The sequence below is a fragment of the Micrococcus sp. HMSC067E09 genome (genome assembly GCF_001812555.1).
Classification (GTDB): Bacteria; Actinomycetota; Actinomycetes; order Actinomycetales; family Micrococcaceae; genus Micrococcus; species Micrococcus lylae.
The window spans coordinates 44,511-67,090 of record NZ_KV809452.1; the positions used below are offsets into that span (position 1 = coordinate 44,511).

Consider the following 22,580-nt stretch of genomic DNA (forward strand, 5'->3'; position numbering starts at 1 on the left):
CGCCACCGTTCTACCGGTGGCGGCGGGCCGTGGTCACAGGCGTGTGCCCGACGTGCTCAGCGGCGGCGGTCGGTGTCCACCACGTCCACGCGGACGGGGTGGCCGGCCAGCCCGTCCAGCACGGTGCGCAGTGCCGAGGCGGTGCGGCCCTGACGGCCGATCACCCGCCCGAGGTCAGCCGGGTCGACACGGACCTCCAGCATCTCGCCCCGGCGCTGCCGCCGCGCGTCCACGCGGACGGCGTCCGGGTTGTCCACGATGCCGCGCACCAGGTGCTCGAGAGCCTCGGTGAGCATGGTCACTCGGCCTTCTCGGCCTCAGCCTCGGCGGTCTCGCCCTCGACGGAGTCGGACTCCTCAGCGGCGGCCTCAGCCTCGCCCTCGGCGGACTCGGCCTCCTCTGCGGGGGCCTCCTCCTTCGGGGCCTCCGGCAGGATCACGGACTCCTTGTCTCCGGCGACGAAGGCCTCCTTCTCGGCCTTGGTCTTCAGCGTGCCCTCGGCGCCGGCCTCACCCTTGAACTTCTGCCAGTCGCCGGTGACCTTCAGCAGTGCGGCGACCTGCTCGGTCGGCTGGGCGCCGACGGACAGCCAGTACTGCGCGCGCTCGGAGTCGATCTGGATGAACGACGGCTCCTCGGTCGGGTGGTACTTGCCGATCTCCTCGATCGCACGGCCGTCGCGGCGGGTACGGGAATCCATGACGACCACGCGGTAGTACGGAGCACGGATCTTGCCCATGCGCTTCAGTCGAATCTTGACAGCCACGTTTGTGGTTTCTCCTGTTTCTGGTCTGAGGTGCGGTGCTCGGCCGGGGACGTGGGGCGCATCCTCGTCGGCCGGACCGCGGGACGGAGCGCAGGCGGAGGAGAGAGGGTCGTCCGCGCGCTCAGTGCCCTGCCATTCTGCCAGAGATCAGCCCGGAACACACGTCGGGCGCGCCACCCTGTCCGTCGCGCCGCGCCCGAGGGGCGTGGGGGCCGGACTCAGCGGTCCTTGAGGTACTTGTCGAAGCCCGCCGGGAGGTTCAGGTCCTGGGCGTTGAAGCTGGACGGATCGAAGTCCTGGCCGAACATGGAGCCCGGCTTCTGGGCGCTGCGGGCGCGACGCTCCTCAAGGGCCTGACGCTCGGCCGCGGCCCTCGCCGGATTGCCGGAGCGGACCTTCTGCCTGCCCTTGCCCTTGCCCTTCTTCCGGGTGCCGCCCCTGCCGGGGCCGGGGCCCATGCCGGGCATGCCGGGCATACCGCCGCCGGAGGCCATCTTCTTCATCATCTTCTGGGCCTGGCCGAAGCGCTCGAGCAGGGCGTTGACCTCGGAGACGGTGACGCCGGAGCCCTTGGCGATGCGGGCGCGACGGGAGCCGTTGATGATCTTGGGCGCCACGCGCTCGTGCGGGGTCATCGAGTTGATGATGGCCTCGACGCGATCGATGGAGCTCTCGTCGAACTGCTCGAGCTGCTGCCGCATGCTCTGGGCACCCGGCATCATCATGAGCATCTTCTTCATCGAGCCCATCTTCTTGAGCTGCTGCATCTGGCTCATGAAGTCGTCGAGGGTGAAGTCCTCCTGGTCCGCGAACTTCTTGGCCATCTTCTCGGCCTCGGAGCGGTCCCAGTTCTTCTCCGCCTGCTCGATGAGGGACATCACGTCGCCCATGTCCAGGATGCGGGACGCCATGCGGTCCGGGTGGAAGACCTCGAAGTCCTTCAGGCCCTCGCCGGTGGAGGCGAACATGATCGGCTTGCCGGTCACGTGCCGCACGGACAGGGCGGCGCCGCCGCGGGCGTCGCCGTCGAGCTTGGTGAGCACCACGCCGGTGAAGCCGACGCCCTCGTTGAACGCCTGGGCGGTGGCCACGGCGTCCTGGCCGATCATCGAGTCGATGACGAAGAGGACCTCGTTCGGGTTCACGGCGGCGCGGATGTCCTTGGCCTGCTGCATCAGCTCCTGGTCCACGCCGAGGCGGCCGGCGGTGTCGATGATGACCACGTCGTGGTACTTGGAGTTCGCCTCCGCGATGCCGTCCAGGGCCACCTGGACCGGATCCCCGGTGGGCACCTCGAACTCGGAGGAGACGCCCGGGTGCGGAGCGAACACCGGCACACCGGCACGCTCGCCGCCCACCTGCAGCTGCTTCACGGCGTTCGGTCGCTGGAGGTCACAGGCCACGAGCAGCGGGGTGTGCCCGTCGGACTTCAGCTGGTGGGCCAGCTTGCCGGCCAGGGTCGTCTTTCCGGCGCCCTGCAGGCCCACGAGCATCAGCACGGTGGTGCCGGTCTTGGCGTGCTGGATGCGGCGGGTCTCGCCGCCGAGGATCTCCACGAGCTCCTCGTTGACGATCTTCACGACCTGCTGGCCCGGGTTCAGCGCCTGGGAGACCTCCGCTCCGAGCGCGCGCTCCTTGATCTGCGCGATGAACTGACGCACCACCGGCACGGCCACGTCGGCGTCCAGCAGCGCACGGCGGATCTCGCGCGCGGTGGCGTCGATGTCCGCCTCGGTGAGCCGGCCCTTGCCCTTCAGGTTGCGGAAGGTGTTGGCCAGACGATCAGACAGGGAGTTGAACACGGCGGTGGTGGTCCTTCGGAAGGGGGCGGGATCGGCGCGGGCGCGAAGGGCCCGGCGTCGGATGGCGCCGTCGGCGCCCCACCAGGGTAGCAACCGAAGCAAGGGCGGACGATGCGGCGAGGGCCCCGACCGCCATGGGGCGGTCGGGGCCGTCGGTGTCCTCGGGCGGCGGCGGGAGGCGGCCGTCGCCGTCGGGCTCAGCGCGCGGGCGTGGGCTCGGCGGCCTGCGCCTCGGCGCCGTCCTCCCTGTAGGCGGTGCCCAGGCCGTAGTCGTAGGCGGACTCGGCGTGCAGGGCGAGGTCGACGCCGCGCTCCTCCTCCTCGGCGGAGACGCGCAGGCCCATGGCGGCCTTGAGGACGAAGGCGATGATCGCGGTCATCACGCCGGTGAACACGATGGTGAACAGCACGGCCACCACCTGGGCGAGCAGGAGGCGGAGCCCGCCGCTGTAGAACAGGCCGGCCATGCCCTCCTCGGACACCAGCTCCGGGCGGCCGAACAGTCCGATCATCACGGTGCCGATGATGCCGGCGACCAGGTGCACGCCCACCACGTCGAGCGAGTCGTCGAAGCCGAGCTTGTACTTCAGGTTCACGGCGAGGGCGGCGGCGGCGCCGGCGACCGCACCGATGACCACGGCGCCCACCGGGTCCACGTAGGCGCAGGCCGGGGTGATGGCGACCAGGCCGGCCACGATGCCGGAGGCGGTGCCCAGGGAGGTCGGGCGGCCGTGGCGGACGACCTCGACGATCATCCAGCCGACCATGGCGGCGGCCGGGGCGGCCAGGGTGTTCACCCAGATCAAGCCGGCGGTCTGGACGTCCGTGGCGGCGCCGCCGTTGAAGCCGAACCAGCCGAACCACAGCAGGGTGGCGCCGAGCATCACGAAGGGGATGTTGTGCGGGCGGTGGCCCGGGTCCACGCCGAAGCCGGCGCGCTTGCCCATCATCAGGGCCAGCACGAGGGCGGCCACGCCGGCCGCGGTGTGCACCACGAGGCCGCCGGCGAAGTCGACGGCCTCGCCGACCACGGAGCCGATGGCGCCGTCCGCGGAGAGCAGGCCGCCGCCCCAGACCATGAAGGCCATCGGGCAGTAGACGAGGGTCACCCAGACGGGGACGAACACGCACCAGGTGCTGAACTTGGCACGGTCGGCGACCGCGCCGGAGATCAGGGCGACGGTGATGATCGCGAAGGTGGCGCCGAAGCCGATGCCCACGAGGCCCTCGGTGTTCACCGCGCCGTAGAGGCCGAAGTCGGCGAACGGGTTGCCGACGATCCCGGCGAAGCCGTCGCCGCCGGTCATGCTGTAGCCCCACAGCACCCACACGACGCCGATCAGGCCCATGGAGATGAAGGACATCATCATCATGTTCAGGGAGGCCTTGGCGCGCGTCATGCCGCCGTAGAAGAAGGCCAGTCCGGGGGTCATCAGCAGCACGAGCCCGGCGCAGACCATGGTCCACACCGCCTCGGCACTCAGGGGGGTCAGCTCGACGTCCATCTCTCGTCGTCCTCTCCGTGCGTCGTGTGGGGGGCCGCCGCGGCGCCGGCGGGGATGGACCGGGTCGCGACCTGTGACCAGGCTCCCCGTCCCGTGTTGCCCGTTGCGCGCCCCCGTGTTGCGGGGAGGTAAGGGATCGTTTCCATCGTGTGACACAGCCGACAGCCGGCCGGATCCGACCCCGTCGTCCCGGTGCGGGAACGACGACGGCTCCGTCGCCTCGGAGGGCGACGGAGCCGTCATCGTGGGTCCCCTTGTCCGCGGGACCGGCGGGGTCAGTCGGCGAGCAGCGCGTCGACGAAGCCCTCGGCACTGAACGGCGCCAGGTCGTCGGCGCCTTCGCCCAGACCGACGAGCTTCACGGGAACGCCCAGCTGGCGCTGGATGGCGACGACGATCCCGCCCTTGGCGGTGCCGTCGAGCTTGGTGAGCACGATGCCGGTGACGTCCACGACCTCGGCGAACACCTTGGCCTGGGTCAGCCCGTTCTGACCGGTGGTGGCGTCCAGGACCAGCAGGACCTCGTCCACCTCGCCCTGCTTCTCGATGACGCGCTTGATCTTGCCCAGCTCGTCCATGAGGTTGGCCTTGTTCTGCAGCCGTCCGGCGGTGTCCACCAGCACGACGTCCGCCTCCTGGCGGATCCCCTCGGCGACGGCCTCATAGGCCACCGATGCCGGGTCCGCACCGTCCTTGTCCGAGCGGACGGTGTCCACGCCCACGCGGGCACCCCAGGTGGCGAGCTGCTCGGCGGCGGCGGCGCGGAAGGTGTCCGCGGCGCCGAGGACGACCTTGCGGTCCTCGGCCACGAGCACACGGGCCAGCTTGCCCACGGTGGTCGTCTTGCCGACGCCGTTGACGCCCACGACCATCGTGATGGCCGGGCGGTCGCCCTTGCGGGAGGCCTCGAGGCGGCGGTCCATGGACGGGTCCACCATGGCCAGCAGCTCCTCGCGCAGCAGCGAGCGGACCTGCTCCGGGTCCTGGGTGCCCTCGACCTTCACGCGGTCGCGGAGGCGGTCCACGAGCTCCATGGTCGGCTCCGTGCCGAGGTCCGCCATGAGGAGGGTCTCCTCCACCTCGTCCCAGACGTCCTCGTCGATCCGGTCGCGGGAGAGCAGGGCCAGCAAGCTCTTGCCGAAGACGTTGTTGGACTTCAGCAGCCGGGCGCGCAGGCGCTGCAGGCGCGAGCCCGCGGCCTCCGGCCGCTCGACCTCCGGCTCCGGCTCGGCCTCGGGCTCGACGACCTCCGGCTCGGGTTCGACGACCTCCGGCTCCGGCTCGGCCTCGGGCTCGACGACCTCCGGCTCGCGCTCGAGGACGGCGGTGCCGCCACGGCCCGGGTCGTCGGGGTCCCGGACCTCCTTGTAAGTGCCCTTCGGCGGCGCGGGGCGGCGGTCGAGGAAGCCGACCAGGACCACGCCCACGGCGAGGGCGATGACAACAGCGATGATCAGAGTGAACTCCACGCTTCCAGTCTGTCACAGACCCCGTTGCCGCTCCGTGAGACAATCCGCCCTATGGCCACCCGACGATCTGACGCGACCCGCATCCCCCTCCCCCGTGAGATCAAGGTCATGGTGGCCGCCGCGTTCACGATCGCCATCGGCTTCGGCCTCATCGCTCCCCTGCTGCCGGCCTACGCCCACTCCTTCAACGCCTCTGCGATGGCCGTGGCATCCGTCGTGTCCGCGTTCGGCGTCACGCGTCTGCTCTTCGCCCCGGTGTCCGGACGGCTGACGAACCGGCTCGGCGAGACGCCCGTGTACATGACCGGCGTGCTGATCGTGGCCCTGTCCATGTTCCTCACGGCCTTCGCCCAGGACTTCACCCAGCTCATCGTCTTCCGTGCCCTCGGCGGGATCGGCTCCACCCTCTTCACCGTCTCCGCGATGGCGTTCCTGGCCCGCAAGTCCCCGCCCACCATCCGCGGCCGCGTCTCCGGCGCCTACGCCTCCGCCTTCCTCGTCGGGAACATCGTCGGCCCGATCGTCGGCTCGGCGCTGTCCGTGTTCGGCTTCCGCATCCCGTTCCTCATCTACGGCACCGCTCTGGTCTGCGCCGCGGCGCTGGTGTTCTTCCAGCTCAAGGACACCCGCCGCGCCGACCGCCGCGTGCAGGACTCCCGACCGCCGATGCCGCTGAAGGAGGCCCTCGCACTGCCCTCCTACCGGGCCGCGCTCGTCTCCTTCTTCTCCAACGGCTGGGCCACCTTCGGCGTCCGCAACTCCGTGATGCCGCTCTACGCCTCCACCGCGTTCGCCGGCGCAGCCCTGTTCGGGTACGCGGTGGACGGCGCCCTGATGTCCGGCCTCGCCCTGTCCCTGTTCGCCGCGGGGAACGTCACCGCCGTGACGTTCAGCTCACGCCTGTCCGACGTCCACGGACGCAAGCCCCTGATCCTGATCGGCCTGACCACCACCGCGGTCATGACGGGCCTGATCGGCCTCGCCTCCTCCCCCGCGCTGTTCCTCGTCGCCTGTCTGCTGGCCGGCGCGGGCACCGGCACCCTCAACTCCCCGCAGCAGGCGGCGATCGCAGACATGGTCGGCCAGGAGCGCAAGGCCGGCCACGTCATGTCCACGGCCCAGATGTCCGCAGACATGGGCGCGATCATCGGTCCGCTGCTCGCCGGTGCCATGGCGGACATGTGGGGCTGGGACTGGGCCTTCTTCGCCACCGGCGCCGTCCTGGCCATCGGTGCGATCGCCTGGGCCCGCGCCCCGGAGACCAACCTGCCGGTCCGCCCCGGCGGGCCCCGCACGGGCACCCTGCCGGTCATCGTCCCGCCGGAGAAGCCGCGCACCTCGCCCGAGGAGAGCTGAGCGGCACGCAGGCACCGCTGCCGGGCCTGCTGCTTCCCGACGACGGTCCCCCACCCCGTCGCCCGCCTCGCCTGCACCGCCGGCACGTCAGTGCCGGGATCCCGGACACGACGGAGCCCGCCTTCCTGAGCGGAAGGCGGGCTCCGTCGTCGTGGGCCTGCCGGCGGAGGCTGGTGGCTCAGCGCTCCCCGAGGCCGTCGTCGAACTCGGAGTCCCGTTCGCCGACACCCAGCATCTGAGCGATGGCGGAGACGGTGCGGCCGGCGGCCCTGCCGTCGCCGTAGGGGTTCACCGCGTTGGCCATGGCCTTGTAGGCGGCCTCGTCGTGCAGAAGGGTCTGCACCTGCTCGAACACGACGTCCTCGGCGGTGCCGATGAGGCGGACGGTGCCGGCCTCCACCGCCTCCGGGCGCTCGGTGTTCTCCCGCATCACCAGCACCGGCTTGCCGAGGCCTGGGGCCTCCTCCTGGACGCCGCCGGAGTCGGTGAGCACGACGTTCGCCAGGGACAGCATGTGGGTGAACTCGCCGTAGGCCAGCGGCTCGGTGACCACGATGTTCTCCAGGCCCTCGAGGAACGGCAGGACGGCCTCGCGGACCACCGGGTTCTTGTGGGCCGGAAGGACGAAGAGGACCTCCGGGTTCTGCTTCGCCAGGCGGGCCAGGGCACGACCGACACCGCGCATGGCCTCGCCCTGGTTCTCACGGCGGTGGGTGGTGACCAACACGACCTTGGTGCCCTGCGCCACCTTCTGCTCGACCTCCGCCAGCTGCGGGTCGGTGAACGGGATCTTCTTGTCCACGACCTCCAGGAGGGCGTCGATCACGGTGTTGCCGGTGATGTACACATCGGCCTCGTCCACGGCCTCGCGCAGCAGGTTCGCCTTGGACACACGGGTCGGCGCCAGGTGCAGGGACGCGAGCTGGGAGGTGAGCTTGCGGTTCGCCTCCTCCGGGAACGGGGACATGATGTCGAAGCTGCGCAGGCCTGCCTCGGCATGCACCACCGGGATCTGCAGGTTGAACGCGGCGATCGCGGCGGCGGTGGAGGTGGTGGTGTCGCCCTGGACGACGACCGCGTCCGGCTTCTCCTCCACCAGGATGCGGTCCACGCCCTCGAGGATCTTCGCGAAGATCGAGTTCAGGGTCTGGCGCGGCTGGATGATGTTCAGGTCGTGGGCCGGGACGATGCCGAACAGCTCGTTGACCTGGTCCAGCATCTCGCGGTGCTGGCCGGTGACGGCCACGACGCAGTCGAACTGGTCCGACGCCTCCAGCGCCTTCACGATCGGGGCGACCTTGATGGCCTCCGGACGGGTGCCGTAGATCGGCATGATCTTCTTCACAGTGTTCCTCGCTGTGTGGGAGTCGGCGGTCTCGAGGCCACTGGTTCTCCGGGCACATGTCGCCCGCCCTCGAGTTGCCCCCACCATAGTCCACGGCCCCGGCAGGCACCGGCTCGGCACGCAGGATCGCCGCCGGCACCGCGCGGTCTCCTACACTGGTACAGCGGTCGACGCCGCCTTCCGGCGGCGACGGCGTCGTCGTGCCGTGCCCCGCACGGCGCTGACGACGGCGCGCGACCGTGACACGACCCCCTGGCCGCCACCCGACGTCCATGGGACACACGGTGAGAAAGGCAGGCGCACACACCCATGTCGACACAGCGCCACGACGGGCGACCCGCGTCCCGGACCGACGAGTTCCGCAGCGCCGTCCACGACGCCTACGGCGACGCGTCCCACCTGACCTCGGTCACCGGACGTCCCGGGCTCGGCAGCTACATCCGTCAGCTCTGGCAGCGTCGCCACTTCATCTGGTGGCAGTCCCGCAGCCGTGTGGTGACCAGCAACGACGACAGCCGGCTCGGCGCCTTCTGGCTCATCCTCCGCCCGCTGCTCGACGCCACGTTCTACTGGCTGGTCTTCGGCGTGCTCCTCCAGCTCGACCGCGGCATGTCGAACTACGTCGCCTTCGTCATCATCGGCGTGTTCATGTTCCAGTTCACCGGTGCCGCACTCACCGGCGGCACCCGGACGATCTCCTCGAACATGTCCCTGACACGGGCCTTCCAGTTCCCCCGCATGGCCCTGCCGATCGCGGATCTGCTCTTCGACGTTCTGCAGCGCATGCTCGCCGTGGGCGTGATGTTCGTGCTCGTCCTGGTCATCCCCCCGCACGAGACGCCGGAGTGGACCTGGCTCTTGGTCCCGGTCGTGCTCGTCCTGCACATCCTCATGAACTTCGGCATCATGCTCCTGCTGGCGCGGGCGAGCACCCTGTTCCCGGACGTCAGCCGCTTCATGCAGTTCGTGACCCGCATCCTGATGTACGGCTCCGGCGTGATCTTCCCGATCACCCGCTTCACCGACCGGTACCCGGTGCTCCACGACATCATCGAGATGAATCCCGTGTTCGTCGTCCTCACGATGTACCGCGACCTCATCATCGACGGCGTCATGCCGTCCGCCGCCCACTGGGCCACCCTCGGCGCGTACGCCGTCGGTCTGTCCGTGGTGGGCTTCTTCGTCTTCTGGCTCGGAGAGGAGTCCTACGGCCGTGACCAGTACCGATGACAGGAACGCCGGCGAGTCCGGCCGCGCAGACACCGACGCGTCGGACGACGCACGGCAGTTCGGAGACCTCACCCTCCTGGCCACCGACATCACGCTCGACTACCCGGTGCGCATCGCCCGCGAGGAGAAGACGCGCGGGCTCTTCTCGTCCGCCGGTGAGCGCGGAGTGGTGCACGCCGTCCGCGGCGTCTGCCTGGCTGCGCGCCAGGGCGAGTTCATCGGCCTCGTGGGCCGCAACGGCTCCGGCAAGAGCGCGCTGCTGCGCGTCCTCGCCGGCGTCGAGGCCCCGACCACAGGCGAGGTCTTCGCCGCCTCGAAGCCCCAGCTCATGGGCGTGGGAGCGGCCCTCATGCCGCATCTGACGGGCCTCGACAACATCCGCATCGGCCTGCTCGCCATGGGGCTCACCCCGGACGAGGTCCAGGCCCGGATCGCGCAGGTCGCCGAGCTCGCGGACATCGGTGACTCCATCCGCATGCCCATGCGCACCTACTCCTCCGGCATGCGGGCCCGGCTGCGCTTCTCCATCTCGGTGGCCGCCAAGCCGGACATCATCATGATCGACGAGGCGCTCTCCACCGGCGACGATGCCTTCCGGGAGCGGTCGAACCAGGCCATGAAGGACCTCATCGCACGGTCCGGCACGGGATTCCTGGTGAACCACTCCGCCCCCGTGATCCGGGAGCTCTGCACACGCGTGGTCTGGATGGACAAGGGCGAGATCGTCGAGGACGGGGAGACCATGCGCGTCATGAAGGACTACAGCATGTTCATGAACGCCCTCCGTAAGCACGGCGAGAAGAAGGCCCTCGAGGTCAAGGCGCGCTACGCCTCGACCTTCGAGGAGCGGATCGAGGACATCCGCCGCGGCACCGTGGACACCTGACCGCACGGCCGGCACCGTGGACGCCTGAACCTGACCGCGCGGCCCGCGCCGTCACAACGGGGCCGTCACGACGGAGACGGGGCCCGCCCCGCAGCACGGCTGCGGGGCGGGCCCCTCGTCGTTCGGATCCGCGCGGTGCGCGATCACTCTTCAGCGGCGGCGTCCCTCGACCACCTCGAGGATCTGGGCGCCGATCGTCGCCGGGGCGAAGTGGCTGCGCATGAACTCGCGCACCTCGGCGGACTCCTGCAGGAACCGGTCCCGGTCCGCCGTCAGGCGACGGACCCGGTCCACGGCTTCGGCGGCGTCCTCCACGAGCCACCGCTCTCCGTACACGAACTCGGCGCCCGCCCAGGGCCAGATGATCGGCACACAGCCGGCGGCGCCGCCCTCGGCGATGGCCTGGTGGGTGCCCTCGTGGTCGCTCGTGGAGAGGATGAATCCGGGCTCGGTGCGGTACCACTCGGCGATGTCGGCGCTGTGCCCGCCGAACTCCACGGCGCCCTGGAGCGCCGGAGAGTCCGTCAGGCGGGCATACTGCGCCTCGAAGTACTCGCGCTCGGGCTCACGGTTCATCAGCCACGGGTACTCCATGTACTCCTTGCCCTTGACCACGAGGCGGTAGCCCAGGTCCTCGGCCGTGAGACGCTCCATCACGTCGAGCGCCAGGTCCAGTCGCTTGGACTGCGGCACCGAGCCCACCATGCCCAGCACGTGCGGGTCCGGATCCGTACGAGGCGCCGCGAAGGCGTCGAAGTCGAAGGTGTTGCCGATGACCACCGAGCGCTCGGCCGGGACACCGAAGGTGATCTGCGCGCGGCGCATGCCGACCGGCGAGACGAAGACGAAGGTGTCCACGGCTTTCAGATCCGCCTCCCGGAGGAAGCGGGTGCGCAGCTCCTGGGCGTGAAGGCGCACGATCAGGCGCTGTCCCTCACGCTTGTTCCGGCTGTACCACTTCACGTTGCCCAGCGCCCACTCGCAGAACACCACGTCGGCCTCGGCGAGGAGACGGCGGCTCTGCTGCTCATCGTGGATGTCGTGGCCGCCCCACTGGTCGACGATGACGCGGTGGCCCGCTCCTTCCAGCACGGCGGTGATCTGCGGGAAGAACTTCAGGTCGTGACCGGCCACCAGCACCGTCAGGGGCTGCGTGGTCTCCTCGCCCACCATGACGGCGCCGGCGACGTCCTGGGACCCGTCGGGCAGGCCGGCAGAGGCCTGCACACCCGATGCACCGGCCGCTGCGGCACCGGCACCGACGGGGCTCGACGCGGTGCCGGAGACGACCGCCGCCGTTCCTCCGGAGGCCTGGGCGGAGCCGTCACGGTCCACCACCCGCTGCCAGGCGAAGACCTGGTCGTCGTCGAGCGCCGGCGGGGAGCCCTGCAGCCACGCCTCGTAGACGTCCTCGGCGAGCAGGACCGTGCCCGGCTCGATGTCCGAGGTCAGCGCAGCGATGCGCACGTGCGGTTCGCCCTTGCCCCAGGAGACCGTGCGGGTGCCGACCGCCTTCCAGTCGCCGAAGCGCAGGGCCAGGGACATGTCCTCGAGCAGGTGGGCCTCCGGAGCGGGGGCACCGGCGCGGTGCACCACGACGTGGCCGATGCCGGCCTCGCGCAGCGCAGCCACGCGTGCCTCACCCTCGGCGTGGACCACCGGGCAGGAGGCCTGGACGCCGTCGGTCGAGTCGGTGAGCAGGTACAGGGCCGGACGGATGGTCTGAGCCTCGAAGAGAGGCACGTCCGCGCGCGAGCACTCGACCGCCACGGGGGCCGTCGCCGGGCTCTGCACCCGGAAGCCGGCCACGCGCATCATGTACACCAGACGATGGGCGCAGGTGTGCGCCTCGTACACGTGGCGGAACGCCTTCCACAGGCCCTCGTGGCGCAGCGCCTCGGAGCCCTTCCATGCCTCAAGGTGGCCGTTCGCCTGATCCGGGGTGGTCACGGTCGGCACGGTCCCGGCGAGGGTCTCGTCCACGCCGCGGCCGGCCGAGCTGAGCACGGTCGAGCCGGACGCGGTGATCTCCACGACGCGGCGGGAGAACATGCTCGGGGAGTCCACCACGGAGTTGCCGTTGAGGTGGATCGGGTGGGCCTTGTAGGCCTGGCACATGTCCGGGTAGCTGAGGCTCTGCCGTGCGTACCGGCGGAACCGGTCCGGGAGGCGGTACGGCGAGTTCGGGTCGTTGTGCACCCGCTCGTAGATGGCGAGGCCGAACGGCGCGGACTCGTAGAACAGGAAGTCGAGCCCCTGCTTGCGGGTCGCGTACTTGTCGCCGTAGTAGGTGCCGCCGTAGGCGATGCTCTCGTCCTGCTCACGCGTGCTCGGCAGGGGGTTGTGCAGCAGCGGCTGCGCGGCGAACGGGGCGGAGGCCACGGTCTTGATCTGGTTGTCCGGCAGGGACTTGTAGTCCACGATCGTCCGCGCGTCCGTGGTGAACACGTAGTCGCAGAGGGAGGCGGTCCGCTTGAAGCGGTTGTAGTGGACCGGGTCCTCCTTGTTCCAGAACATCACCGGGATGCCGTGCTGACGACAGTGCGCGATGAGCTCTGCGATCGGAGCATGGGTCTCGTCGTCGTAGTAGCCGATGATGCCCGTCCAGGCGCCGTCGTTGCCCTGCCAGGCGGACTCGATGAACAGGGCGTCGACGCTGTGCGTCTGGAACTGCTCGTTCCAGTCGTCCGGACGCACGCGCAGGGCGGTCAGCTCCGGGACGAAGGTATCCGAGGTGAACACGTCGCCGATGAACGCGACCGTGAAGTCCTTCAGCGGTCGCTCGGCTTCCGCATCGGCCCCCGCGGTGCGGCCGTCGCGCGACAGCGACCCCAGTGCCTCGGCGATGCGGGCGCCCGTGACGGACCAGCTGCGGTTCTCCTTCACCCAACGGCGGGCGCGCACGCCCATGGCCCGGGCGGCCTCGCGATCCTCGAGGACCTCGGCGAGACGGTCGACCAGGCTCGCCACGTCGTCCTTGGCGAAGCTCAGTGCGGTCGCCTGGTCCGGCCCGCAGAACACCGTGTGCGGCGAGACGTCCGAGAGGACGACCGCACCGCCGACCGCCATCGCCTCGAGCGGCTTGAGCGGGGAGACGAGCTCCGTCACCGGCAGGGACTTCCGGGCCAGCGGGAAGACGTCGATGCTGGAGAGGTAGGCGGGCATCTTGGCGTTCGGGACACCGCTGACGAAGCGGGTGTCCGCGTCGAGGCCCAGCTCGGAGACGAGGGCCTTGAGGCGGTCCAGGTAGGCTCCGCCGCCCATCACGAGGAAATTGAACCGGATTCCTCGACCCTTCAGGGTGGCCAGCGCCTCGGCGACGAGGTCGAGGCCCTCGTAGTCGGTCACGCTGCCGGCGAAGCCGACGACCGGCAGGTCCGGCTCGGAGAAGCCGAGGCTGCGCAGCAGGGCTGTGTCCTTGCCCAGCGGCGCGAACGTGTCCGCGTCCACGCAGTTGGGCGCCACGGAGACGAGGTCGCCGTCGACACCGCGGGCGATCAAGTCCTGGCGCATCTCCTCGGTGATGACGACGACGCGGTCGGCGGAGCCTGCGACGAGGTCCTCCATGCGACGGTCGAGGCGGTACTGGTCGGAGTCGGCCCAGCCCTCGCGGACGGAGGCGGCAGAGACCTCCCAGAAGCCGCGCATCTCATAGACGAACGGAATGCCCAGGCGACGGGCGGCGATCAGCGCCGGCAGCGCGGACAGGTAGTTGGAGGCCGCCAGGATGTACTCCGGCTTCTCGATCATGGCCTCGCGCACGTAGGCGTCGGCGGCCACCTGGAAGAAGATGTCGATGTCGCCCTCCCAGGCGGGGATGCCCGGGTTGTGGACGTAGCGGACGTCGTCGATCTCCTCGACGTAGCGGCGCTGCTCTGCCGGGACGCGCCGGCCCCCCTGGACGGTCTTCTTGTCCCACGGCTTGCCCGGCATCGGGGCCACGAACACGTCGAGGCCCTGACCGGTCAGCCCCTCCACGACACCCTTGGTGCGCGAGGTGTAGCCGTTGGTGACGGACACCGGGGACATGCCCACGGCGTACATGACCTTGTTCCGCACGGGGACGTAGTTGTAGCTGCGGTGTCGCTGCGGCAGCTCCACGTCCTCGGAGAGGAAGCGGTGCAGCGAGTCGACGCGCCGGATGTAGCCGACCTCCGCCTCCTTCAGACCGCTCTTGTCCCGGATCTGGTCCAGCACCTGGCGGGCACCGCTGATGTCGCCCTTCTCCTGGATCAGCTTGCGGGCGAACGGCAGGCCCGCGGCCACGGTGCCCCGCCGCTCGAACGCGGCCCGGAGGGTCTCGAGCGACTCCTGGGAGGACAGCCGCGCCGCCGCGCCCTTGGACGCGGGCTTGCGCGCGGCCGACCCCGGCACGGCGGCGCCGCGGGCGCGGGCGAAGCGCGTGATCTTCGCGTTCAGCCGGCGGTGGTACATGATCATGACGAAGACCGCGGCGCACAGCATCCAGAACAGGCCGATGATCAGGACGGTGTGGTCCACGATGAAGGCCAGGACGGTCCCGACCAGCGCGAGGAGCACGAACAGCCCCATCACGAGCTGCTGTCGTCGTGAGAATCGAAGGAACAGCTGGATCATTGATGCGAGTCCTCGGTAGTCAGGGTTCAGGGGGTCGGTGTGCTGCCCGGCGGTGGGTGGCGGTCAGTCGGCCGGCGGAGCGAAGTCCACCACGGAGGCGACGATGTCCTCCCGTGAGTGGCGCGAGCTCCAGCCGAGGTCTTCCGCGATGCGCGAGACGTCGGCCGTGAGAGCCCCGGGGTCCCCGGGGCGGCGCGGACACAGGTCGTAGTCCAGCGTGATGCCGGGATAGGAGCGGAACGCCTCGACGATCTCGAGCACGCTGCTGCCCTGTCCGGTGCCGACGTTGTAGACGAGGGTCCGGGCCGGGGCGTCCCGGGTGACGGCCGGCAGGGCGGCGAGGTGCGCCTCGGCCAGGTCGACCACATGCACGTAGTCGCGCACGCAGGTGCCGTCGACCGTGTCGTAGTCCGAGCCGAAGACCGAGAGCCGGTCGCCCCGGGTGATCACGTCTCGGATCGCCGGCATGAGGTTCGTGGTGGTGGTGTCGGCCAGCTGCGCGCTCTCCGCGCCCGCCACGTTGAAGTACCGCAGCGCGACGGCCCGGAGCCCCCAGGCCCGCGCCGCGTTCTCGAGGGCCAGCTCGCTGACGAGCTTGGACTGGCCGTACGGGTTGATGGGCGCCGTCGGCGTGTCCTCGTACACGACGGTGGCCTCCGGCTCGCCGTACACGGCCGCGGAGGAGGAGAACACCATGGAGTCCACGTCCGCGGCGCGCATGGCTGTGAGCAGGTTCACCGTGGAGCCGATGTTCGCACGGAAGTACTCCTCCGGCTGCACCACCGAGTCACCGACGACCTTCTTCGCGGCGAAGTGGACGACGACGTCGATCCCCCGGTCCCGCAGCAGCGCCGTGAGCTCGGGGACGGAGCTGTCTCGGGACAGGTCGATCTCGTGCAGCGGGACCTCCGCCGGGACCCGGCGCCGCAGACCTGTCGACAGGTCGTCGACGACGGTGATGTCCTCCAGGCCCCGCCGACGGGCCGCAGAGACGAAGTGGGATCCGATGTAGCCGGCTCCGCCGGTCACCAACAGCCGCATGCCGTCCTCCTCGTTCGCGTCCTCCCGTCCCGATCCGCGGGACGGGCGCGGCGACGGGGCCGCCCCTTCCGGGGGACCCCGTCGCCCGATGTCATGCAGCGGTCAGCGCCACTGGCCTCGGGTGTCGATGACGTGCTTGCCCTCGACCTCGGAGCCGAGGCCGGCGAAGGCATCGTGGTCCACCAGGAGCAGGACGATGTCGGCCTTCTCCACGGCCTCCTCGGCGGAGACGAAGCGGATGTTGGGCTTGCCCTCGAGCTTGGCCGGCAGCTCCTCGACGTGCGGCTCGACCACGAGGACCTCGGACCCGGAGAACTGGTCCGCCAGGTCGTGGGCGATGTTCAGCGCGGGGGACTCGCGGAGGTCGTCGATGTTCGGCTTGAAGGCCAAGCCCAGGGCGGCCACGACCGGAGCGCGGCCGGTCTCCTGCTGCACGTCGAAGGCCGCGGCCTTGACCTGGTCGATCACCCACTGCGGCTTGGCGTCGTTGATCTCGCGGGCCGCGCGGATGATGCGAGCGCTCTGGGGAGCGGCGTCCACGATGAACCACGGGTCCACGGCGATGCAGTGGCCGCCCACGCCCGGGCCGGGCTGCAGGATGTTCACGCGCGGGTGGTGGTTGGCGAGCTCGATGAGCTCCCAGACGTCGATGCCCTGCTCGGAGCAGATCACGGACAGCTCGTTGGCGAAGGCGATGTTCACGTCGCGGAAGGAGTTCTCCACGAGCTTGGCCATCTCCGCGGTCCGGCAGTCGGTGAGCAGGATCTCACCCTTGCAGAAGGTCCGGTAGAGCGCCTCGGTGCGCTGTGCGGCCTCCGGGGTGGAGCCGCCGACGATGCGGTCGTTGGTGACGAGCTCGACCATCACGCGGCCCGGGAGCACACGCTCCGGGCAGTGGGCGAAGTCGAGTCCGGCTTCACGGAGGTCCGGACGCTCGGTGTAGATGACCTCGGCCATGTGCTCGGTGGCGCCGGGGGGCGAGGTGGACTCGAGGATGACCAGCTCGTCCCCGGTCAGCTGCGGGGCCAGACCGCGGGCGGCGGCCTCGATGTAGCTCAGGTCCGGGACGTGGTCGCCCTTGAAGGGGGTCGGCACGGCGACGATGTAGGCATCGGCCTTGGGAGTCTCCTTGGAGGCGGAGAGCATGTCCTTGTCCACGGCGCGCTTGACGAAGTCGGCCAGGTCCGGCTCGACGAAGGGCACCCGACCCTCGTTGACGGCCTCGACGGTGCGGTCGCTGACGTCGACGCCGTGCACCTTCACGCCGTTCTCGGCGAGGATGGCGGCGGTCGGCAGGCCGATGTAGCCGAGCCCGATGACGGCAACGCTCTGGATCTCAGACATCCGTGGTGTTCCTCTTCCTGTCTATGGGAGTCACGCGACCCCGATCGCTGCGCCTGGGCGCGCGACGTGTCAGGGGTCACCGGCCAGTATACGGTTCGGTCCCCTCCTCGGCGGCACTCCCGGATGTGATCTCCGCGTACATCTGGACGTAGCGGCGGGCGTTCGCGGCCCAGGTCCGCTCCGCCAGCACCCACTCGCGCGCGTCTGCGCCCAGTGCGCGCCGCCGGGCACCGTCCGTGAGGACCGCGTCGAGGGCCTCCGCCCAGGCCTCGGGGTCCTCGGCGGGGACGAGGACGCCGGTCTCCCCGTCCCGCACGATCTCCCGGAGCGCAGGCAGGTCGGAGACGAGGACCGCGCGCGCGGACGCCATGGCCTCCAGAGGCTTCATCGGGGTGACCGAGCGGGTCACGGTGGTGTCCTTGCGGGGGACGCAGAACACGTCCAGGGCACGGTGACAGGTCGGGGCGAGGCTGCGGTCCACGCGGCCGAGCAGGTCGACGCGGTCGCCGATCCCCAGCTCATCGGCCAGGCGCCGCAGCCCCGGCAGCGCCGTGCCGTCTCCGGCGACGAGCAGGCGGAGGCGGGGACGGGAGACGGTCAGCAGGGCGACGGCACGCACGAGGTCGTCGAGCCCCTCGTAGGGGACCACCGAGCTGACCGTCCCCACGTACTCCGCGTCCGGGTCCAGGCCCAGGCTGCGTCGCGCCTGCGCGGCGTCTCCGGACGGGTCGAGGAAGGCCCCGCCCACGGCGTTCGGGCTCAGCACGATGCGGTCGGGGTCGACACCGTCGGCGGCGACCCGGGCCCGCATGGTCTCGGCCAGGGTCACGACCGCGTCCGCGGAGCGGACGGCGTCGGCCTCGCGGGCGGTGAAGAGCCGGTACCGCTCCGAGGACAGCGCGGCGGTCCCCCGGGTGGAGGCCCAGGTGTCGGCGAGCTGGCCGCGCACCTCGTAGACCCAGGGGATCCCCACGGCCTCCGCGACGGCACGGACGACGACGGCATTGACCCAGTGGGTGGTCGTGTGCAGGACGGCGGGACGCCGTTCCAGCACGAGGGCCAGGAGCTCCTCAGCGTTCTGCTGCAGGCGTCGGTCGAAGCCCGGCAGGAGCCTCGGCGCCAGCAGACGGTGGTAGCGGATCCCGTCGACCTCGTCCCGGTCGGCCGCCTGGAGCACGCCGGTCTGGACCGGCCACCCGAGTCTCGTGACGGCCTCGGGGTCCCACCCGCAGTCACGCACGGCCAGCATCAGGCTGTGGGACCGCTGTGCATAGCCGGAACCGGTGTGCGGCAGGGAGTTGGTGAGCACGAACAGCACCCGGTCCGCGACCGGTCGGTACGGCGCGCCCGGGGGCTGCAGGGTCGGGATCCACCCCTCCATCGCCCGCAGCTCCGAGCCGAGCCGCTCGCGGACTGCCCTCTCGCGCGCAGAACCGCCCAGGACGGCCACGGCCTGCCGCATCCGGCCGTGATACCAGTGCGAACGGGCACGGGCCGCCGCCCATCCGGGCGTGGCGGAGGATGTCGTCGCGAGGATCTGCTCGGCCCTGTCGGGGCGGTCGGCGGCGAGGAGGACGTCGGCCAGGCGCACCCGGGTCACCGGGTCCGCGCCGTGCGTGCGGGGGCTGCGCAGGACCTGGTCGACCAGCTCTTCGAGCTCTTCTGTCCGCCCCCCGGCGGCGAGGGCGACGGCGGCGGGCACCGGCAGGCTCGCGGAGCAGCCGGCTCCCCAGGCCCCCAGGCGCATCCGCACGGCGGGCGGGAGGCGGCGCGAGATCTGCAGGGCGAGGACGACCGGATCGTCGCGGACGTGGTCCACGGCGGTCGTCGCGGCCAGCAGTGCGTTGGAGGCGAGGCGTCGCACGGACGGGGACATGGGGCTCCTCGGGGTGACGGGACGGTTCCTGAAGGCTCAGATCCGCGGCCGGGAGAACCGGCCGCGGCGCCGGAGGACGGTGCGCGAGAGCAGCTCGGCGTAGCGGTGGCCGATGGTGCTCAGGTCGGCGTGGCTCGCCACCCAGCCGCGGGCTGCGCCCGTGGTCCGGGTCGACGCGGGGTCGGCCCACAGCGCTTCGAGGTGCGCGACGAGGTCGTCCACCGTGGGACCGACGACGTCTCCTCCACCGGCGGCCTCGACGACTGCGGCCGCCTCCCCCTGGATCTGGGCCGTGACGTGCCGGCCGATGGAGAGCAGCTCGTAGGTCTTCGACGGCACGGTGTGGAGGAAGCTCGCCCAGTCCGGGCGCAGGCACACCATCACCGTGTCCGCCCAGGCGTAGTGCTCTCGGGCGGCCTGCCCGTGGACCGCGTCGAGCATCTCGACGGGTTCGCCCCGCCTGCGGTTGAGCGCGAGGAGTTCCTCGCGTCGGGTGCCCGAGCCGACCATGCGGACACGCACCCCTGGCGCGCGGGAGCGCAGGCGTGCGGCGGCCTCGACCAGCCGCTCCAGTCCCTGCGACTCACCGTGGTTGCCCAGGTAGAGGACGTGGAGCTCGTCGCCCGGACGGCGGTCCCGGGGAGGCAGGGCGGGGATGGCGTCCAGCGCCACGCCGTTGCCGAGGGTCTCGACGCAGGCGATGCCGCGTGCACGGAGGGTCTCGGCGAACCCTGCGGTGACGGTCACCACGAGGTCCGCACGGCGCTGGGCGCCTCCGACGATGCGCTCCATGAGCCGTCCCAGCGGTCCGCTGCGCAGGCCGGCGTCCCGGGCGAGGTCCGGCCAGGCGTCGCGCATCTCCAGGACCAGCGGCAGGCGGCGCAGCACGGCGAGCGCCCGGCCGGCGACGACGGTCGGCAGCGCAGGCACGGTGGCCACGACGACGTCGGGCCGCGTGGCGGCCAGCCCGAGCGGGATGCTCTGGACGGCGTGGAGGACGGCGTCGGCGAACCGCGCGTTGCGCCCGCCGGCCTCGGCGCGCCGTGAGCGCGTGCGCAGGACGGTTTCGCCGTGCTCGCCCCGTTCGCTCCGCGCGGCGTGGTCCGGGGCTCCGGGGGCGAGGACCGTCACGGACCAGCCCTCGGCGACGAGTCCGCGCACGATCGCCTCCCACCGCCGGGCCGGCGGCGTGGCCTCCGGGGCGTAGGATTGGGTCAGCAGAAGGACCCTCGGGGCCGTCTCGCGGTCAGCCACAGGGGTCCTCCACGGCGGGCACGGGAGCGGGGGCGGACGACGCGGGGCCCGACGCGCCGTCCGAGGAGGAGGGCGCGGCGGACTCGGAGGCGGGGCGCTCGGCCCTGCGGCGCTCGGCCGCTTCCTTCTCATCGCGCTCCACCTCGCGGAGGTAGCCTCCGAGGTCGTCGCGCGCGTAGGCGGCCTTGAGCCGGTCGAGCTGCTGCTCGTCCGGGAGGACGACCTGCTGGCCAGACTCCTCGACGGCACCGCCGGCGTTGGGGATGGTGAACATCTCGACGTCGTCGCTGCCGATGGACCGCAGGTCCCAGCCGTATCCGGCCACCCGGCGCGAGTCGAGTCCCTCGTCCACCGTCAGGTGGCGGGAGAGGGTGGAGACCACGTCCATGGTGCGACGGGGGTCGGCGAGCACGTCGACGCTGAGGAACCGGTCGAGCGCGCCGAACACGACGCGCTGCTGGTTCTCGACGCGGGTGAGGTCGCCGCGGGCGAAGGCGTGCCGCTCGCGCACGTACCGCAGCGCCGCGGTGTCCTGGAGCAGGATCTCGCCGCGGGGGAAGTAGCTGGGGTTCCTGACACCGGACGAGAAGGCCGTGGGGTTGCAGACGGACACGCCGCCGAGGGCCTCGGTGACGCCGCGGAAGCCCTGGAAGTCGATCTCGACCAGGTGGTTGACCTCGATGTCCAGCAGCTCCTCGACCGTGTCCACGGTCAGTTCATAGCCGCCCTTGGCCAGGGCCGAGTTGATCTTGCCCTTCCCATGGCCGGGGATGTCGACGTAGAGGTCGCGGAGGATCGACATGACGTAGACGCCGCTGCGGTCCTCCGGGATGTGGACCACCATCATGGTGTCCGAGCGCTCCCCCTCCACGTCGGGCGAGCCGTCCTCGCCGCGAGAGTCGGAGCCGAGCAGCAGGACGGTGACCGCTCCACCCTCGCCGTCGGTGACGTTGGGCGCGGAGACGGTGCGGCGGTTGTCGTCGTAGCTGCGTGCCAGGGCTCCGGCGTACAGCGCGACCAGCACGAGAGCGACCACCACGACGGTCGCCAGGGCCCCGAGCACCCAGGGCCAGCGGCGCCGCCGGCGGCGGTCCGGCTCGGCGTGCCGGTCGCTGAGCTCGTCGAGCTCTGCGGGCTCACGGGAGGTCACCGGCATCTCTCCTGTCGTACGGGCGGGGGCTGGGAATCAGTGTAGGCGGGCGTGGTGCCCCTCAGGTGCGCGGACGCGGCTGGCAGCGGCGGCAGCGATGGGAGGAGCGGCCCATGAAGGCCTCCCGTACGATCACCCCGTCCCGCCCTTCGTCCCGGCAGCGGGGGCAGGGCTCCCCTGTCCGACCGTAGGCGTTGAGCGACCGGGCGAAGTATCCCGAGCGGCCGTCCACGTTGACGTAGAGCGCGTCGAAGCTGGTCCCGCCGGCGGCGAGGGCCCGTTCCATGACGGTGGCGGCTGCGGTGAGCACAGCGTGTCCCTGGGCCCGGGACAGGGTCGCGGTGCGTCGTTCGGGGTGCAGACGCGAGGCCCAGAGGGCCTCGTCGGCGTAGATGTTGCCGATCCCGGAGACGAGGGACTGGTCCAGCAGCGCCCGCTTGAGCCGGGTGCGCGAGCGGCGCCAGCGGTCGTGGACCGCGTCCGGATCGAACTGCCGGTGGAGGGGGTCGAGCGCGATGTGGGCGGCCGTCGTCGGGATCCGCTCGCCGGTCGCCGGGTCGGTGACGAGGCGGTCCAACCACCAGCCGCCGAAGATCCTCTGGTCCACGAAGCGCAGCTCCGCCTCCCGGCCGTCGGCGGCGATGACGGGCAGACGCAGTCGGAGGTGGGGCGGATCCGGGCGTGTCGCGTCGTCGACCCTCACCTGACCGGACATGCCCAGATGCACGACGACGGCCGCCTCCCCCGCCTCGGCCAAGGGGATCCAGAGGAACTTGCCGCGGCGCATCGGCGCCCCCAGCAGACGGCCGTCCAGGGCCGCGCGGAGCGACTCCTCGCCGCCGGGCGAGCGGCGGAGGCTGCGGGGCTCGAGCACATCGAGGCGGCCGGCGTGCGCGCCGGCCGTGAACGGGAGGAGTCCGCGGCGGACGACCTCCACCTCGGGCAGCTCAGGCATCGCCT

The 22,580-nt window shown here is 71.1% G+C and carries 16 protein-coding genes; 3 read left to right on the plus strand and 13 right to left on the minus strand.

Annotated features, from left to right (window positions below; all coding sequences use genetic code 11):
* Window positions 1–56: 56 nt before the first annotated feature.
* From HMPREF2863_RS09655 to ftsY, 5 genes are all read right to left on the minus strand, one after another.
* Window positions 57–296 (minus strand): RNA-binding protein, encoded by a 240-nt coding sequence (locus HMPREF2863_RS09655; RefSeq protein ID WP_067190287.1) that lies wholly within the window; start codon window positions 294–296, stop codon window positions 57–59.
* A 2-nt stretch (window positions 297–298) separates the two neighbouring features.
* Window positions 299–766, minus strand: a complete 468-nt coding sequence (rpsP, locus tag HMPREF2863_RS09660; protein ID WP_070639731.1) for a 30S ribosomal protein S16 — start codon at window positions 764–766, stop codon at window positions 299–301.
* A 218-nt stretch (window positions 767–984) separates the two neighbouring features.
* Window positions 985–2,568: a signal recognition particle protein gene (gene ffh / locus HMPREF2863_RS09665; RefSeq protein WP_070639733.1), complete on the minus strand. Its 1,584-nt coding sequence runs from the start codon at window positions 2,566–2,568 to the stop codon at window positions 985–987.
* A 197-nt stretch (window positions 2,569–2,765) separates the two neighbouring features.
* Complete coding sequence (locus tag HMPREF2863_RS09670; protein WP_070639735.1) at window positions 2,766–4,073, minus strand: ammonium transporter; 1,308 nt, start codon at window positions 4,071–4,073, stop codon at window positions 2,766–2,768.
* Window positions 4,074–4,348: 275 nt separating this feature from the next.
* Window positions 4,349–5,542 carry a signal recognition particle-docking protein FtsY gene (ftsY, locus tag HMPREF2863_RS09675; protein ID WP_070639737.1) on the minus strand — a complete coding sequence of 398 codons (1,194 nt, stop codon included), beginning with the start codon at window positions 5,540–5,542 and terminating at the stop codon, window positions 4,349–4,351.
* A 51-nt stretch (window positions 5,543–5,593) separates the two neighbouring features.
* Here ftsY and HMPREF2863_RS09680 point away from each other — a divergent pair, with 51 nt between their 5' ends.
* Entirely contained in the window at window positions 5,594–6,898 is a 1,305-nt protein-coding gene (locus HMPREF2863_RS09680; protein WP_067190297.1) for an MFS transporter, read from the plus strand.
* A 178-nt stretch (window positions 6,899–7,076) separates the two neighbouring features.
* On the opposite strand, the gene wecB is transcribed toward HMPREF2863_RS09680, so the two are convergent.
* Entirely contained in the window at window positions 7,077–8,243 is a 1,167-nt protein-coding gene (gene wecB / locus HMPREF2863_RS09685) for a non-hydrolyzing UDP-N-acetylglucosamine 2-epimerase (RefSeq protein ID WP_067190299.1), read from the minus strand.
* A gap of 309 nt (window positions 8,244–8,552) precedes the next feature.
* On the opposite strand from wecB, the gene HMPREF2863_RS09690 reads away from it, so the two are divergent.
* Entirely contained in the window at window positions 8,553–9,473 is a 921-nt protein-coding gene (locus HMPREF2863_RS09690; protein ID WP_070639739.1) for an ABC transporter permease, read from the plus strand.
* Entirely contained in the window at window positions 9,457–10,359 is a 903-nt protein-coding gene (locus HMPREF2863_RS09695; protein WP_070639741.1) for an ABC transporter ATP-binding protein, read from the plus strand. The genes HMPREF2863_RS09690 and HMPREF2863_RS09695 overlap by 17 nt, the downstream gene beginning before the upstream one ends.
* 150 nt (window positions 10,360–10,509) lie before the next feature.
* Here HMPREF2863_RS09695 and HMPREF2863_RS09700 read toward each other — a convergent pair whose 3' ends face one another.
* The 7 genes from HMPREF2863_RS09700 to mutM form a co-directional block, all read right to left on the minus strand.
* Entirely contained in the window at window positions 10,510–14,955 is a 4,446-nt protein-coding gene (locus HMPREF2863_RS09700) for a glycosyltransferase (protein WP_070639743.1), read from the minus strand.
* 63 nt (window positions 14,956–15,018) lie between these two features.
* Window positions 15,019–15,996 carry a UDP-glucose 4-epimerase GalE gene (galE, locus tag HMPREF2863_RS09705; RefSeq protein ID WP_070639746.1) on the minus strand — a complete coding sequence of 326 codons (978 nt, stop codon included), beginning with the start codon at window positions 15,994–15,996 and terminating at the stop codon, window positions 15,019–15,021.
* Between the two features lie 102 nt (window positions 15,997–16,098).
* A complete protein-coding gene (gene wecC, locus HMPREF2863_RS09710) occupies window positions 16,099–17,340 on the minus strand; it encodes a UDP-N-acetyl-D-mannosamine dehydrogenase (protein WP_070639748.1) in 1,242 nt (413 codons plus the stop codon).
* 76 nt (window positions 17,341–17,416) lie between these two features.
* The gene (locus tag HMPREF2863_RS09715; RefSeq protein WP_070639749.1) at window positions 17,417–19,216 is read right to left on the minus strand and encodes a glycosyltransferase family 4 protein; all 1,800 of its coding nucleotides are present in this window, start codon (window positions 19,214–19,216) and stop codon (window positions 17,417–17,419) included.
* Between the two features lie 36 nt (window positions 19,217–19,252).
* Window positions 19,253–20,470, minus strand: coding sequence for a glycosyltransferase family 4 protein (locus HMPREF2863_RS09720; RefSeq protein WP_070639751.1), 1,218 nt, complete (start codon window positions 20,468–20,470; stop codon window positions 19,253–19,255).
* On the minus strand, window positions 20,463–21,620 hold the full coding sequence (locus HMPREF2863_RS12210) for an LCP family protein (protein WP_246828874.1): 1,158 nt from the start codon (window positions 21,618–21,620) through the stop codon (window positions 20,463–20,465). Before HMPREF2863_RS12210 ends, HMPREF2863_RS09720 begins: the two co-directional genes overlap by 8 nt.
* A gap of 61 nt (window positions 21,621–21,681) precedes the next feature.
* On the minus strand, window positions 21,682–22,575 hold the full coding sequence (gene mutM / locus HMPREF2863_RS09730; RefSeq protein ID WP_070639753.1) for a bifunctional DNA-formamidopyrimidine glycosylase/DNA-(apurinic or apyrimidinic site) lyase: 894 nt from the start codon (window positions 22,573–22,575) through the stop codon (window positions 21,682–21,684).
* Between the last annotated feature and the right edge of the window lie 5 nt (window positions 22,576–22,580).